13 protein-coding genes are annotated in these 14,513 nt (G+C 72.6%); 7 read left to right on the forward strand and 6 right to left on the reverse strand.

Going from position 1 to position 14,513, the window contains the following annotated elements; all coding sequences use genetic code 11:
- Nucleotides 1-11 precede the first annotated feature (11 nt).
- From FHX40_RS01785 to FHX40_RS01800, 4 genes are all read left to right on the forward strand, one after another.
- Nucleotides 12-704, forward strand: a complete 693-nt coding sequence (locus tag FHX40_RS01785; RefSeq protein WP_142257985.1) for a hypothetical protein — start codon at nucleotides 12-14, stop codon at nucleotides 702-704.
- Nucleotides 701-1,816, forward strand: a complete 1,116-nt coding sequence (locus FHX40_RS01790; RefSeq protein WP_142257986.1) for a C40 family peptidase — start codon at nucleotides 701-703, stop codon at nucleotides 1,814-1,816. Before FHX40_RS01785 ends, FHX40_RS01790 begins: the two co-directional genes overlap by 4 nt.
- Before the next feature lie 171 nt (nucleotides 1,817-1,987).
- Complete coding sequence (locus tag FHX40_RS01795; protein ID WP_229788864.1) at nucleotides 1,988-2,389, forward strand: (deoxy)nucleoside triphosphate pyrophosphohydrolase; 402 nt, start codon at nucleotides 1,988-1,990, stop codon at nucleotides 2,387-2,389.
- Nucleotides 2,390-2,609: 220 nt separating this feature from the next.
- Entirely contained in the window at nucleotides 2,610-3,989 is a 1,380-nt protein-coding gene (locus FHX40_RS01800; protein WP_170198677.1) for a hypothetical protein, read from the forward strand.
- A 155-nt stretch (nucleotides 3,990-4,144) separates the two neighbouring features.
- Here FHX40_RS01800 and FHX40_RS01805 read toward each other — a convergent pair whose 3' ends face one another.
- Genes FHX40_RS01805 through FHX40_RS01815 form a run of 3 tightly spaced genes read right to left on the reverse strand, consistent with a single transcriptional unit; the run spans nucleotide 4,145 to nucleotide 7,670 of the window.
- Nucleotides 4,145-4,918, reverse strand: a complete 774-nt coding sequence (locus FHX40_RS01805) for a succinate dehydrogenase/fumarate reductase iron-sulfur subunit (protein WP_142257989.1) — start codon at nucleotides 4,916-4,918, stop codon at nucleotides 4,145-4,147.
- 1 nt (nucleotide 4,919) lies between these two features.
- Nucleotides 4,920-6,839 carry a fumarate reductase/succinate dehydrogenase flavoprotein subunit gene (locus FHX40_RS01810; protein WP_142257990.1) on the reverse strand — a complete coding sequence of 640 codons (1,920 nt, stop codon included), beginning with the start codon at nucleotides 6,837-6,839 and terminating at the stop codon, nucleotides 4,920-4,922.
- Nucleotides 6,840-6,851: 12 nt separating this feature from the next.
- Nucleotides 6,852-7,670, reverse strand: a complete 819-nt coding sequence (locus FHX40_RS01815) for a hypothetical protein (protein WP_211350135.1) — start codon at nucleotides 7,668-7,670, stop codon at nucleotides 6,852-6,854.
- 852 nt (nucleotides 7,671-8,522) lie between these two features.
- Here FHX40_RS01815 and FHX40_RS01820 point away from each other — a divergent pair.
- Entirely contained in the window at nucleotides 8,523-9,731 is a 1,209-nt protein-coding gene (locus FHX40_RS01820; RefSeq protein ID WP_229788866.1) for a sensor histidine kinase, read from the forward strand.
- A 5-nt stretch (nucleotides 9,732-9,736) separates the two neighbouring features.
- On the opposite strand, the gene FHX40_RS01825 is transcribed toward FHX40_RS01820, so the two are convergent.
- Both FHX40_RS01825 and FHX40_RS01830 read right to left on the reverse strand, forming a co-directional pair.
- The gene (locus FHX40_RS01825; protein ID WP_142257991.1) at nucleotides 9,737-10,279 is read right to left on the reverse strand and encodes a Clp protease N-terminal domain-containing protein; all 543 of its coding nucleotides are present in this window, start codon (nucleotides 10,277-10,279) and stop codon (nucleotides 9,737-9,739) included.
- 2 nt (nucleotides 10,280-10,281) lie between these two features.
- Nucleotides 10,282-10,521 carry an RNA polymerase subunit sigma-70 gene (locus FHX40_RS01830; RefSeq protein WP_142257992.1) on the reverse strand — a complete coding sequence of 80 codons (240 nt, stop codon included), beginning with the start codon at nucleotides 10,519-10,521 and terminating at the stop codon, nucleotides 10,282-10,284.
- A 122-nt stretch (nucleotides 10,522-10,643) separates the two neighbouring features.
- On the opposite strand from FHX40_RS01830, the gene FHX40_RS01835 reads away from it, so the two are divergent.
- Entirely contained in the window at nucleotides 10,644-11,447 is an 804-nt protein-coding gene (locus FHX40_RS01835) for a class I SAM-dependent methyltransferase (RefSeq protein WP_142257993.1), read from the forward strand.
- Between the two features lie 4 nt (nucleotides 11,448-11,451).
- On the opposite strand, the gene FHX40_RS01840 is transcribed toward FHX40_RS01835, so the two are convergent.
- Nucleotides 11,452-13,551 (reverse strand): S9 family peptidase, encoded by a 2,100-nt coding sequence (locus FHX40_RS01840; RefSeq protein ID WP_142257994.1) that lies wholly within the window; start codon nucleotides 13,549-13,551, stop codon nucleotides 11,452-11,454.
- A gap of 36 nt (nucleotides 13,552-13,587) precedes the next feature.
- Between FHX40_RS01840 and mshB the strand changes: the two genes are divergently transcribed.
- Entirely contained in the window at nucleotides 13,588-14,502 is a 915-nt protein-coding gene (gene mshB / locus FHX40_RS01845; RefSeq protein WP_142257995.1) for an N-acetyl-1-D-myo-inositol-2-amino-2-deoxy-alpha-D-glucopyranoside deacetylase, read from the forward strand.
- Nucleotides 14,503-14,513: the final 11 nt, after the last annotated feature.

Genomic DNA, 14,513 nt, shown 5'->3' on the forward strand with positions numbered 1-14,513 from the left:
GACCGGCCGCGATGTCGCAGGGTATCGACGGCAGGAGGGTCGTCTTCGCCGCCGTGGTCGCCGTGCTCGCGGCCCTCGGCGTCTACCTGCTGGTCGCCCCCGACCCGCAGGACGGCGAGGCGGGCCCGGCCGGCACCCCGGCGGCGGGCGGCGGGGAGGGCACGGCGGCGCCGCGTGCCTCCGGCTCGGCCGCGCCCTCTCCACCCGCCTCGGTGAACCCGCAGGAGTTCGACATCTACGCCTACCTGCCGTGGTCGCGGGAGCAGCTCGCGGCCTCGGCGGACGTGGCGCGGCGGTTCCTCGCCCAGTACGCCACCCACCGGCACGACGAGGACCCGATCAGCTACGCGGAACGGCTGAAGTCGTTCACCACCACCGAGCTCGCCACCTCGCTCACCCGCACGGTCACCGACCCGCGGCGGGTGGAGCAGGAGCGGGCCGACCAGGTGGTGTCCGAGGGCACCGCGCGGATCCGGCAGATCCGCACGTTCGGGGAGAACTCCATCACCTGGGTGGGCACCGCGACCGAGCGCATCACCGCGGCGAGCGGGCGGCGGGAGGTGGTCCAGGAGTACGCGGTGACCACGATCCAGGTCGGTGAGGCCTGGAAGGTCTACGACTTCAACCTCGCCGAGGCCGGGCAGGAGGGCGACGCCGCCGGTCCGGCCCCCGGCGGCTCCGGCGGTGAGGAGCGGGCGGAATGACCGCCGGCGGCATGGGCTCCGGCCGCTCCCGGGGCCACCTGCTCATCGTCGTGCTCGCCCTGTCCGGGCTGCTGCTGGTGGTGCTCGTCGTGGCGCCGATGCTGCTCACCACGTTCACGCTGCCGTTCGGCGGCCTCGGCTTCGGCGCGGACTGCGCCGAGGCGGCCGCCGACCGCGAGGACCTCTCGAAGACGGCGCGGGACGACATCCCCGAGGACTACCTGAAGCTGTACAAGGAGCACGGCGCGCGGATCGGCGTGCAGTGGAACGTGCTCGCCGCGATCGGCAAGCGCGAGACCGACCACGGCCGCTCCACGCTGCCCGGGGTGCGCAGCGGCACCAACTACGCCGGGGCGGCCGGGCCGATGCAGTTCCTCATCAGCACCTGGGGCGGCAAGCCGCAGATCGACGTGCGGTCGGAGAAGTTCAACGGGTACGCCTCGGACGGCGACGGCGACGGCATCGGCGACGTGTACAACCCGGCCGACGCGATCCTCGGCGCGGCGAAGATGCTCAAGCGCAACGGCGCCCCCGACGACCTGCGGCGCGCGATCTTCGCCTACAACCACGCAACCTGGTACGTCGACCAGGTGCTCGAGATCGCCCGGCGGTACGCGGCCTCCGGCGAGGTGGAGACGCTGCCGGACTCGAACCCGCTGTGCGACCCGTCGTACGTGAACGGCGCGCCCAGCCGGCTCGTGGCCAAGATCCTCGACTACGCGCTCGCCCAGCGCGGCAAGCCGTACCGATGGGGCGGCACCGGGCCGGACGCGTTCGACTGCTCCGGCATCGTCTACATGGCCTACCGGCACGCCGGGCTGACGATCCCGCGCACCACGTTCGGCCAGTGGCCGTTCGGGGTGCGGATCGAGCCGGGCGAGGAGCAGCCGGGCGACCTGGTGTTCTTCAACACCGGCCCGGGCACCCGGCCGGACAGCCCGGGGCACGTCGGGCTCGTGGTCGCGCCGGGCAAGATGATCGAGGCGCGGTGCACGAACTGCGGGCCGATCAAGGTGACCACGTACCGGGACCGGCCGGCCCTGGTCGGCTTCACCCGGCCGCTGGAGAACCCCGAGGTGAAGGAGCAGGTGCGCCGCCTCGGCCTCGCCTGACGGTGTCCTCGTCCGGCCCGCCCCGGCCCGGTTCCGGCATTTCCCCGGCCGTGCCGTACCGGGGACCCAATGCGCCGGCGGGCATTCGCCGCGCATACGAAAGGTAACGGCTGCCCATCGACCACAATGCGGTCGTTCGCCGGTCGCCGCCGTCCTTTAGGGTCTTCTTTCATGGGCATAGTGGTGGGGGCCGCGATCATCTCGGACGGCAGGCTGCTCGCCGCGCAGCGTGCCGCGCCCGCGGAGCTCGCCGGGGGGTGGGAGTTCCCCGGCGGCAAGGTGCACCACGGGGAGACCGACGAGGAGGCGCTCATCCGGGAGTGCCAGGAGGAGCTCGGCGTCGTGGTCTCGCTCGGCGAGCGGGTGGGCGGGGACTGGCCGCTCGGCGACGACATGGTGCTGCGGGTGTGGTTCGCCACGGTCGTCGCGGGCACGCCGGTCGCCCGGGAGCACCTGGCGCTGCGCTGGCTCGCCCCGGACGAGCTGTTCGACGTGCCCTGGCTGCCCGGGGACCTGCCCGTGGTACGGCGGGTGCGGCAGATGCTGCCGGACCTGCTCGGCCTGAGCGAATGAACCGGGCGCCGGGGTACCAAAACCCGCGCGACCTGGGTGAATGACGCCGCGAATAGGACGCGCCACGAATTGCACCAAAGCGCCTGACTGGGAGTGTTGACGACTCGTGGCGCGATTTCTACTTTGCAGTTGCTTTCCCAAACTAGTATTCCTCTGACCCGAATTGCGAAGCGAGGACGGCGGAGGAACGGCGGTGATCCGATCCACCCGAATGACGGCGGTGACCGCCGTCGTGGCCTCGCTCGGCCTGACGGGTGCGGTGCTGCTCGCGGCCGCCCCCACGTTCGCGGCGAAGGCGTCGAGCCGGGCCGCCGCGGCCCCCACCGCCCCCGGCTTCACCGAGCCGGGCGGGGACCGGATCGACCCCGCCCAGCCCACGGTCGACGTCACCATGACCGTCACGGTGACGGCGCAGCCGACCGAGACCGCCGACCCGGTGGTGACGGTCACCACCACGGTCACCCCGGTGCCGACCGTGACCCGGACCAGGACCGTACGCCCGTCGCCGACCCCGCCGAGCGACCCGCCGGCCACCTCGCGCACCACCCAGCAGCCCGTCCTGCCCACGCAGGCGCCGATCCAGCCCCCGGCCTCGCCGCCGGACACGACCACGAGCGGGGAGCCCACCGAGCCGCCGATCACGTTGCCGTCGGCGTCCCCGTCGCCGGAGCAGACGCAGAGCGCCACGCCGGTGGACACCTCCACCGAGTTCACCGAGCCCACCCCGGACTCGGTGGCGATCGAGATCCGGAACGCCTCGCCGGAGTACGACGAGATCGGGGTGAGCCGGCAGCTCGCCGTACCCGGCATCCTGCTCGTGCTGCTGGTGATCTTCGCGGTGTTCCTGGTGCAGAGCCGGCTGCAGCGCATGGCGCACGCGGCGGTGCGCGGCGGCAAGGGCGCCCCGTCCGCCGGGACCGCGGCGGCGAGCCCGGCGCCGTACCCGTTCGCGCCCGCCTACGCACCGGTCATCGGGTTCGTCCCGGTGCAGCCGATCATGATGCAGCCGGGCTACTTCGGCCATCCGCCCGGGTACGTCGATCCGAGCACCGGCCTGCCGTACCCGGTGCCGCCGGGCGGGCCGATGCCGCCCGGCGCGGCCCCGCAGGCCTTCCCGCAGGCGCCCGCGCAGCCCGGCGCCGGGTATCCCGGCCAGGGCGTGTCCCAGGCGGGCCCGGCCGCGTCCTGGCAGCCCCAGGCGAACGTGCCGCAGGGCCACCAGGCCGCCCCGCCCGCGACCGGCCCGGTGTGGCCCGGCGGGGACCCGGCGGCGGGCGCTGCGGCCACGCCCGGCTCCGGCGCGCCCTCCGGCGGCTGGTTCACCCCGCGCGCCCGGACGTCCGGCGGGGGAGCGGGGCAGGCCGATCCCGACGCCGAGGCCACCTCGGTGCTGTTCGGCCGCCGGCGGCCCGCGGGGGCGCTCGAGCCCGGTCCCTCGGCGTCGATCCCCGGCCCGGCGGTGGAGACGGTCTCCATCGAGCGCCTCGGTCCCGACGGACGGCCGATCGGGCGCGAGGACGAGCAGGAGTCCGGCGAGCCGGACTCCGGCCCGAAGAAGGGCGCCGAGGGCAGGCGCCGCGGCCGCCACGCCAAGCCCTGACCCGGCCCACGCGCCCCCGGCGTACGGCACACCGCCGCGGACCTCGCATCCCCTCGCGCACGCCGTACGCGCGACCTTCCGGAAAAAGGGAAACGGGCGCGGATCCCCGTGACGAGGATCCGCGCCCGTGATGACGCGTGGCGGTCCGGGCGGCATCAGCGGCCGGCCTTCTCCGTCTTCTCCGAGCGCCGGAAGATCTTGCTGCCGAGCCAGACGAGCGGGTCGTAACGGCGGTCCACGACACGCTCCTTCATCGGGATCAGCGCGTTGTCAGTGATCTTGATGTGCTCGGGGCAGACCTCGGTGCAGCACTTGGTGATGTTGCAGAAGCCCAGGCCGTGCACGTCCTGCGCGAGGTCCTTGCGGTCCTCGACGTCGTAGGGGTGCATGTCCAGCTCCGCGATCCGCATGAGGAAACGCGGGCCCGCGAAGTGCGGCTTGTTCTCCTCGTGGTCGCGGATCACGTGGCAGACGTTGTTGCACATGAAGCATTCGATGCACTTGCGGAACTCCTGCGAGCGGTCCACATCGACCTGCTGCATGCGCATCTCGCCCGGCTTGACGTCCTTCGGCGGCGTGAAGGACGGGATCTGCCGCGCCTTCTCGTAGTTGAACGAGACGTCGGTGACCAGGTCCTTGATCACCGGGAACGTCCGCATCGGCGTGACGGTGATCGTCTCGTCCTCGGAGAAGGTGGACATCCGGGTCATACAGCCGAGGCGCGGCTTGCCGTTGATCTCCATGGCACAGGAGCCGCACTTGCCCGCCTTGCAGTTCCACCGCACGGCGAGGTCGGGCGCCTGGGTGGCCTGCAGCCGGTGCAGGACGTCGAGGACGACCTCGCCCTCGTTCACCTCGACGGTGTAGTCCTCCAGCCTGCCCTCGCCGCCCTCGCCACGCCAGACGCGGAACTTCGCCTTGTAGCTCATCTCAGCCCTTCTTCCCCGCCACGGCGTCGTAGTGTGCCAGCTCTTCGTCGGTCAGGTACTTGCTCAGCTCTTCCCGGTCGAACAGGGTGAGCAGGTCGTCCCGCATGAGCGGCTGGGGCTGCTCCTCGACGGCGACCGAGCCGTCGTCGGCGAGGGAGCAGACAAGCAGCTTGCGCCGCCACTCGGGCGACATCGCCGGGAAGTCGTCGCGGGTGTGGCCACCGCGGCTCTCCTCGCGGAGGAGCGCCGCCTTGCCCACGCACTCGGAGACGAGCAGCATGTTCCGCAGGTCGAGGGCGAGGTGCCAGCCGGGGTTGTAGATCCGGCCGCCCTCGGCGCCACAGTTCGCCGCGCGCTCCTTGAGCTTCGCGATGATCTCGAGCGCCTCGGTGATCTCGTCGGCCTTGCGGATGATGCCGACGAGGTCGTTCATCGTGCGCTGCAGCTCGGCGTGCACCTCGTACGGGTTCTCGCCGCCCTTGCGCTCCAGCGGCGCCAGGGCCTCGGCCTCGGCCCGCCGTACCTCGTCGGCGGAGACCTTGGGCCGGGTCTTCAGCGCGTCGACGTACGCGGCCGCGCCCGCGCCCGCCCGCCGGCCGAACACCAGCAGGTCGGACAGCGAGTTGCCGCCGAGCCGGTTGGAGCCGTGCATGCCGCCCGCGACCTCGCCGGCCGCGAACAGGCCGGGCACGGAGGCCGCCGCGGTGTCGGCGTCGACCTCCACGCCACCCATGATGTAGTGGCAGGTCGGGCCGACCTCCATCGGCTCCTTGGTGATGTCGACGTCCGCCAGCTCCTTGAACTGGTGGTACATCGACGGCAGCTTCCGCTTGATCACCTCGGGGGCGAGCCGGGTGGACACGTCGAGGAAGACGCCGCCGTGCGGGCTGCCCCGGCCGGCCTTCACCTCGGCGTTGATCGCGCGGGCGACCTCGTCACGCGGCAGCAGCTCGGGCGGGCGGCGGTTGTTCTGCTGGTCGGTGTACCAGCGGTCCGCCTCCTCCTCGGTGGTGGCGTACTTGTCCTTGAACACCTCGGGGATGTAGTTGAACATGAACCGCTTCCCCTCGGAGTTCCGGAGCACGCCACCGTCACCGCGCACCGACTCGGTGACGAGGATGCCGCGCACCGACGGCGGCCAGACCATCCCGGTGGGATGGAACTGGATGAACTCCATGTTGATGAGGTTCGCGCCCGCGCGCAGCGCCAGCGCGTGGCCGTCGCCGGTGTACTCCCAGGAGTTCGAGGTGACGCGGTAGGACTTGCCGATGCCGCCGGTGGCGAGCACCACCGCCGGGGCCTCGAAGACGACGAACCTACCGGTCTCCCGCCAGTAGCCGAACGCGCCGGCGATCGCGCCCTTCGGCCCGAACGCGGGGTTGTCGTCCTTGAGCAGCGTGGTGATCGTGCACTCGGCGAAGACCTTGATGAACGCCTCGGGGTCGCCGTGGACGCGCTCGTCCTCCTGCTGCAGCGCCACCACCCGCTGCTGCAGGGTGCGGATCAGCTCCAGGCCGGTACGGTCACCGACGTGGGCGAGCCGGGGGTACTCGTGACCGCCGAAGTTCCGCTGGCTGATCTTGCCGTCCGGCGTGCGGTCGAAGAGCGCACCCCACATCTCGAGCTCCCAGACGCGGTCCGGGGCCTCCTTGGCGTGCAGCTCGGCCATCCTCCAGTTGTTGAGGAACTTGCCGCCGCGCATGGTGTCGCGGAAGTGCACCTGCCAGTTGTCGTTGGGGTTGACGTTGCCCATCGCCGCGGCCGCGCCGCCCTCGGCCATGACCGTGTGCGCCTTGCCGAACAGCGACTTGCACACGATCGCCGTACGCTTGCCCTCCTGCCGGGCCTCGATCGCGGCGCGCAGTCCGGCTCCGCCGGCGCCGATGACGACGACGTCATATTGGTGACGTTCGATATCCATTTCTTCAGTTCCCTACGCGAACGGAAAGTCGATGATGCCCTTTGCGACGAGGCGCACGTACAGGTCGGCCACGATCACCGAGACCAGCGAGGCCCAGGCGAGCTGCTGGTGCTTGGCGTTCAGCTTGGAGATGTAGGTCCAGGCCTTGTAGCGCAGGGGGTGCCTGGAGAAGTGGTTGAGCCGCCCGGCGACGATGTGGCGGCAGGAGTGGCAGGAGATCGTGTACAGGACGATGAGGGCGGCGTTCACCACCAGGATGACCGTCCCCAGCCCGATGTGACCCCAGTTCCCGTTCTCGTCACGGAACGCCAGGATCGCGTCGAAGGTGAGGATGGCACCGATGAGGAGCGCCACGTACCAGAAGTAGCGGTGGATGTTCTGGATGATGAGCGGGAACCGGCGCTCACCGGTGTACTTCCGGTGCGGCTCGTTCACCGCGCAGGCCGGCGGCGACAGCCAGAACGACCGGTAGTAGGCCTTGCGGTAGTAGTAGCAGGTGAGACGGAAGCCGCCGGGGAAGGCGAGGATCAGCAGAGCCGGTGGCAGTACCCACCAGTCCCCGACCGGGGCCCACCCGAAAAGACGCGCGCCCTCCGGGCAGCTTGAGGCCAGGCAGGGCGAGGAGAACGGTGCGATGTACGGCTCGGCGAAGTAGTCGGGGTCGAAGGCCGCCCAGAGGCCGTACACGACGAAGCCCGTCAGGCCTAGGAAGGTGGCCAGTGGTCCCAGCCACCAGCGATCGGTCCGGAGGGTACGTGCGCGGATCTGGGCGCGGTGCTTCCGTTGCGTCGTGGGTTCTCTGGCCGGGGGCCCGGCCACCATCTGGGTCATCGGCGACCTCTCCACCTCCCCGGGACCTCACTCCGCTATGAGTGGTCCTGGTGAGTTTTTACTGAATGCCTTGTCATCGTCGCGGACCGCACAGCCTACTCGGCACGCGACTTGGTGGGGCATACGTTACGACGCCCGTCTCCCTCGTAGTGCAGAGGGGGTTCACCTAGGTGCAGCGCTTCATGTGATTTCGGTCACGTCGGACGCCGCGCCGCCGGGGGCGGCCGGTGGCCGTCGCCCGGTGCGGGGTGCCTGCCGATCGTGACGCGGAACTCGTCAATCCGGCGTTCTACCTGGTTGAACCGGTCGAAGTCTACCGGCCCCGGAAGGCCGGAGTTCGCATGCGGGCCGCCGCCGCGGCGGGTGGGCGGGGTCTTTCTCACGTGGCCAGAATCACAATCAGAATCCGATTCTAGCGAACTGTGCGCCCGCATCGCAGAACGGTTCTTGCGCGACACGCGCGGATCGAGGAAAATTCGCCGGTTCGCGGCCCCGCGGGGGTGCGACAGGAGTGACAGGAGAGCCGCCCCGGCACTCCCGGGGCGGCGGATTGGTGCTCCGGCCGTGGCGGCGCGGCCGAGGGTGACACGGCCGAGTGACCCGGCCGCGCCCGCGTTGGGCCTCAGGTGGTGGCGAGGGCGACGGTCGGGGAGAGACGCGCGGCGCGCATCGCCGGATAGATGCCCGCGAGCGTGCCGATCGCCCCCGGCCTGCTCGGGCGGGTACGGCGGGAGCGTCCCCGGGACGTTCCCAGGCCCGCCGGACGATCCGCCGCAGGCGGTCCGCCGCCCGCCGCCCGGGTGCCGCTGTGGCACCGGCTGGGCCTGCGCGCGGCTCACCCTGCTGTACGGCGTGCTGTTCTTCGTGGCCGGATCGACGCTGGTGTGGATCGGCTACCTGCTCGTCGCCCGGGCACTGGGCCAGCGGTTCGTGGTCAAGGTGGGCGCGGTACGGCTGCCGCCCTCGACGCCGGTGCCGGAGAGCAGCCCGGCCCCGACGGCGAGCCCGATGCCGGTCGAGGAGGTGCCGCCGCCGGAGTACGCGCAGGAGGTGGCCGCCGCCTACCAGGAGCGGGCCGAGGTGGTGCACGACGAGGTGCTGCGCTACCCGGTGCTCGTGATGATCGTCGTCGGCGTGGTGGCGCTGGCGTTCGGCCACCTCGTGGCGGACCGGGCGCTGCGCCCGCTCAACCGGGTCACCGAGACGGCCGAGCGGCTGTCGGAGAGCACGCTGCACGAGCGCATCGCGCTGCGCGGGCCGAACGACGAGGTGAAGCGGCTCGCCGACACCTTCGACGCGATGCTCGACCGGCTGCACCGGGTGTTCGACGCGCAGCGCCGGTTCATCGCCAACGCCTCGCACGAGCTGCGCACCCCGCTGGCGATCAACCGTACGGTGCTCGAGGTGTCGCTGGAGGATCCCGAGGCGTCGCCGGACCTGAAGGCGATGGCCCGCGCGCTGCTCGCCACCAACGCCCGCTACGAGCGGCCGATCGAGGGGCTACTGCTGCTCGCCCAGTCCGAGCAGGAGCCGGCGGTGCGCCGCGCGGTGGACCTGCGGCCGGACGTGCTGTCCGTGCTCGACCAGCTCGACATGCAGCCCCGCAAACGGCAGGTGACCGTGCACCGGGATCTCGCGCCCGCGGTCGCGCAGGGGGATCCGCTGCTGCTGGAACGCTGCGTGTACCACCTGCTGGAGAACGCGGTGAAGTACAACGTGCGCGGGGGAGACGTGTGGGTGACGGTGCGCGCGGCGAGGGTCCGCGACGGCGCCGCGCCTGGTGCCGGCGCCGGTCCGGGCTCCGGGTCCGGCGCGCACGGTGAGGGCGGCGAGGTGGTGGTGACGGTGGAGAACACCGGCCCGCTGGTGTCCCCGCACGAGGTGGACGACCTGTTCGAGCCGTTCCACCGTACGCAGGGGGAGCGGGTGCGCTCGTCGCGCGGGGCCGGTCGCGGCCTGTCGATCGTGCGCGCCATCGTGACCGTGCACGGCGGGTCGGTCGAGGCGCGGGCCCGGCCCGAGGGCGGCCTCGCCGTCACCGTGCGGCTGCCGTCCACCTGACCCGCTCAGCCGAGCTCCTCGATGACCTCGCGGCGGAGGGCGGCGAGGTCGAGGCCCGACTCGGCGATGACGCGGGCGCCGAGGCCGTCGCGTTCGCGGATCAAACCGAGCAGGACGTGGCCGTCGCCGATGTGGTTGTGCTTGAGCGCGATCGCCTCGCGCAGCGCGAGCTCCAGCACCTTCTTCGCCCGGCCGGTGAACGGGACGTGGCCGAGCGCGGACCGCCTGCTCCGGGCGGGCCGGTCGAGGGCGCCGGGGCCGAACGCGGCCTCCACCTTCTCCCGGACCGCGTTCAGGTCGATGCCGATCTCGCTGAGCAGCTCGGCGTCGAGATCCCGGTCCTGCCCGCTCAGCCGCCGCACGGCCTCGACCGCGGCCTCGTGGCCGAGCCCGTGCCGGATGAGGGTACGGCCGGCGAGGGTGTCCGGCATGGTGAGCATCGCGAGCAGGAGGTGCTCGGTCCCGATGTGCCCGTGGCCGAGCCTGCGGGACTCCGCCTGGGCGGCGGTGGTGAGCTGCCGGGCCTGCTTCGTGAATCGCTCGAACATCGTCAGTCGTCCCCTCGTGATCTGAAGAGTCCGCGCTTGGCGGCGTACTTCTTGTGCACCGCCTGCCGGGTCACGCCCAGCAGGTTCGCGATCTCCTGCCAGGTCCAGCCCTGTTCGCGCGCGTTGCGCACCTGAAGTTCCTCGAGCCGGTCGGCGAGCTCCCGCAGCGCGCGTACGGCCCGCAGGCCGATGGCCGGATCCCGGCTGCTCGCGTCCGCGGCGACCTTGGTGGTGTCCGTCATGGTGTCAACCTAAGTTGCCTCGCCGAAGCTGTCAACCCTGGTTGACGTCTCAGGCGGTGAAACACCCCGAGGCGGGCGCCGCGGCGCTTGTTACGGTGGCCGTGCGAAAGGAGGCGCGGACCATGACGGCGCGCGGGGTCTACACCCACGGTCACCACGAGTCGGTACTGCGGTCACACCGCTGGCGCACCGCCGAGAACTCGGCGGCCTACCTGCTGCCATACCTCACCCCGGGGATGCGGCTGCTCGACGTCGGCTGCGGACCCGGCACGATCACCGCCGACCTCGCCGCGATCGTCGCCCCCGGCACGGTGACGGCCCTGGAGGCGACCGAGGACGCGCTCGACCTCGCCAGGGCGGAGGCCGCGGCCCGCGGCCGGGCGAACATCGAGTTCGCGGTCGGCGACGCGCACGCGCTCGGCCTCCCCGACGACGCCTTCGACGCGGTCCACGCCCACCAGGTGCTCCAGCACCTCGCCGACCCGGTGCAGGCGCTGCGCGAGATGCGCCGGGTGTGCCGGCCCGGCGGCGTGGTCGCGGTGCGGGACTGCGACTACGCCGGCATGATCTGGTACCCGGAGCTCCCCGGGCTGGCGGAGTGGGCGGAGCTCAACTCGCGGGTGGTGCGCGGCAACGGCGGCGAGCCGAACGCGGGCCGCCGCCTGCTCTCCTGGGCGCGGGCCGCCGGGTTCACCGAGATCACGCCCACCGCCTCGGTGTGGTGCTTCGCCACCCCGGAGGACCGGGCCTGGTGGGGCGGCCTGTGGGCGGACCGCGTCCGCGCCTCCGCGTTCGCGGGCCACGCCCGCGGGCACGGCGCCACCGACGCCGACCTGGAGCGCATGGCGGCCGCGTGGCGGGAGTGGGCCGCCGCGGAGGACGGCTGGTTCGTCGTCCCCCACGGCGAGCTCATCTGCCGCGCCTGAGCGCTCAGGAGGCGTCCGGCGCGGGCACGCCGAGCGCCCGGCGCAGGAAGTCCACCTGCAGCAGCAGGAGGTTCTCGGCCACGACCTCCTGCGGGGTCATGTGGGTGACCCCGGACAGCGGCAGCACGGTGTGCGGGCGGCCCGCGGCGAGCAGCGCGGACGACAGCCGCAGGGTGTGCGCGGCGACCACGTTGTCGTCGGCGAGCCCGTGGATGAGCATGAGCGGGCGGGTCAGCTTCTCCGCGTCCGCGATGATCGAGGACCGGTCGTAGGCGTCCGGGTGCTCGTCCGGGTGGCCGAGGTAGCGCTCGGTGTAGCCGGTGTCGTACAGCCGCCAGTCGGTGACCGGCGCGCCCGCGATCGCCGCGTGGAACACGTCGGGGCGGCGCAGCACGGCGAGCGCGGCGAGGAAGCCGCCGAACGACCAGCCGCGGATCGCGACCCGGTCGAGGTCGAGGTCGTCCGGGTACCGCCGGGCCACGTCGTGCAGCGCGTCCACCTGGTCCTCGAGCACCGGCGTGGCGAGGTCGAGGTGGACCGCCCGCTCGAACGCCGGGCCCCGGCCGGGCGTGCCGCGGCCGTCGGTGACGATCACCGCGAACCCCTGCTCGGCGAACCACTGCGACACCAGGAAGGCCCCCTGCGCGGCGAGCACCCGCTGGGCGTGCGGCCCGCCGTACGGGTCCATGAGCACCGGCAGCCGGGCCGAGCCGGGCCTGTGCCAGGAGGGGAGCAGCAGCGCGGTGGCGAGCTCCCGCTCACCCGCGCGCAGCAGCGACACCCGCAGGTCGAGGCCGGGCCGCTCGGCGAACGAGGCGATCGGTACGGCGGGCCGTCCCGGCGCGTGCACCCGCACCGCGACGCCCTCCTCGTCGAGCGACTGCCGGACCACGAGCAGCGTGCCGCCCGCGAGCCGCCCGGAGTGCACGCCGGGCCCCGCCGGGCTCACCCGTTCCACGCCGCCCTGCGGCGACCAGGTGTACAGGTGGATCGACGTGGGGTCGTCCTCGCTCGCCCGGAACAGCACGGTGTCGCCGTCCACGTCGCTGACCCCGCGCACCTGCAGCCCGGGCGGGGTGACCGCGCGGTCCCCGGCGAACAGCCGGTTCGTGTCGCCGTCGATCGCGATCAACACCGGCGTCCCGTCCGACAGGAACGCGGGCACGCCCGCGTGCACGTCCACCCACGCCGGGTCGGTGTCCTCGCGCAGCAGCGTGGTCTCCCCGGTCGCCGGGTCGACCCGCCACAGCCGGATCGTCCGCTGGTCCCGCGGCATGGTCACGATGACCAGGCCGTGCCTGCTCCACCGGGCGTTCGCCAGGTACTCGTCCTCGAACGGCACGGGGACGCGCGTCCCGTCGAGCCCGATCACGAACAGGCCGACCTCGGCGTTCGCGGTGCCGGCCGCCGGGTAGGCCATCGCCGTGGGCTCGCGGTCCGGGTTCGCCGGGTCGGCGATGTGCCAGCGGGTCACCGGCGCGTCGTCCGCGCGCTCGACGAGCAGCGCGGTGCCGTCCGGGGACCACCAGTAGCCGCGGAACCGGCTCAGCTCCTCGGCGGCGATGAACTCGGCGAGGCCGTACGTGACCGTCTCCGTCTCGGGCTCGGCGAGCGCGCGGTCCTCGCCGGTGGCGAGGTCGATCACGTGCAGCGCGCCGCCGGTGACGTACGCGACGCGGCCGCCGTCCGGGGAGAGGCGCGGGTCCACGACCGGCCCGGCGGTCTCCAGGCGGCGCACCCCGAACTCCCCGTCGCGCAGCCCCGCCAGGTACAGCGTGCCGGAGAGGGCGAAGACCGCGGCGGTCACCTCGCGGTCGGTGGCGTACGCGACGATGCCGCCCGCCTGCTCGCGGGCGCGCTCGCGGCGGGCGCGCTCCTCGGGCGGCAGGTCCTCCTCGGCCGGGGCGAGCCGCCGCGGGTCGACGATCATCCGCTCGGCCCCGGTGGCGACGTCGAACTCCCACAGGCCCGTCACCGGATCGGTGCCGGAGGTGGTACGCAGGAAGACGATGCGGCCGCCGTCCGGGCTGAGCGTGAAGTCGCGCGGCACCCCGAGGGTGAACCGGCGGGTCCGGGCGTGCAGGCGCGGAAAGCTCTGGGTCATGGACACCAATCCTGCCAGTGCCGATACGCTCGAAACATGAGTGATCGGCGGTTACTTCTCGTGCACGCCCACCCCGACGACGAGAGCATCACCACCGGCGCCACCATCGCCAAGTACGCCGCGGAGGGCGCGCACGTCACGCTGGTCACGTGCACCCTCGGCGAGGAGGGGGAGATCATCCCGCCCGAGCTGGCGCACCTCGCCGCCGACCGGGAGGACCGGCTCGGCGAGCACCGCATCGGCGAGCTCGCCGCGGCGTGCGCCGCGCTCGGCGTGCGGGACCACCGGTTCCTCGGCGGGCCCGGCCGGTGGCGGGACTCCGGCATGATGGGCGCCGCCTCGAACGACCACCCGCGCTGCTTCTGGCGGGCGGACGTGGACGAGGCCGCCGGGGAGCTCGTGAAGATCATCCGCGAGGTGCGGCCGCAGGTGCTCGTCACCTACGACGAGAACGGGTTCTACGGGCACCCCGACCACATCCAGGCGCACCGGGTGGCCTGGCGCGCGTTCCACCTCGCCGCCGACCCGGCCTACGGCGAGGGCGAGCCGTGGCCGATCGCGAAGTTCTACCACACCGCGCTGCCGCGGTCGGTGATCAAGCGCATGGCCGACGACCTGCGGCGCAGCGACGTGGGGTTCCTCCCGGCCGACGCGGTCGACGAGCCGTCGTACGGCTGCGCGGACGAGGACGTGACCACCGAGATCGACGCGCGGGAGCACGTCGCGGCGAAGCTCGCCGCGCTGCGCGCGCACGCCACGCAGGTCACCGTGCGGGGACAGTGGTTCGCGCTGTCGAACAACATCGGCCAGGAGGCCCTCGGGGTGGAGTACTTCATCCTGCGGGCCGGGGTGCGCGGGCCGGCCGGCGTCGGCGCGCCGTACGAGACCGGCGGGCTCGGCGAGCCGTACGACCGGGAAGACGATCTGTTCGCCGGGGTCGACCAAGGGTGATCGATGCGCAA

Origin of the sequence: Thermopolyspora flexuosa, assembly GCF_006716785.1 — a bacterium.
GTDB lineage: Bacteria > Actinomycetota > Actinomycetes > Streptosporangiales > Streptosporangiaceae > Thermopolyspora > Thermopolyspora flexuosa.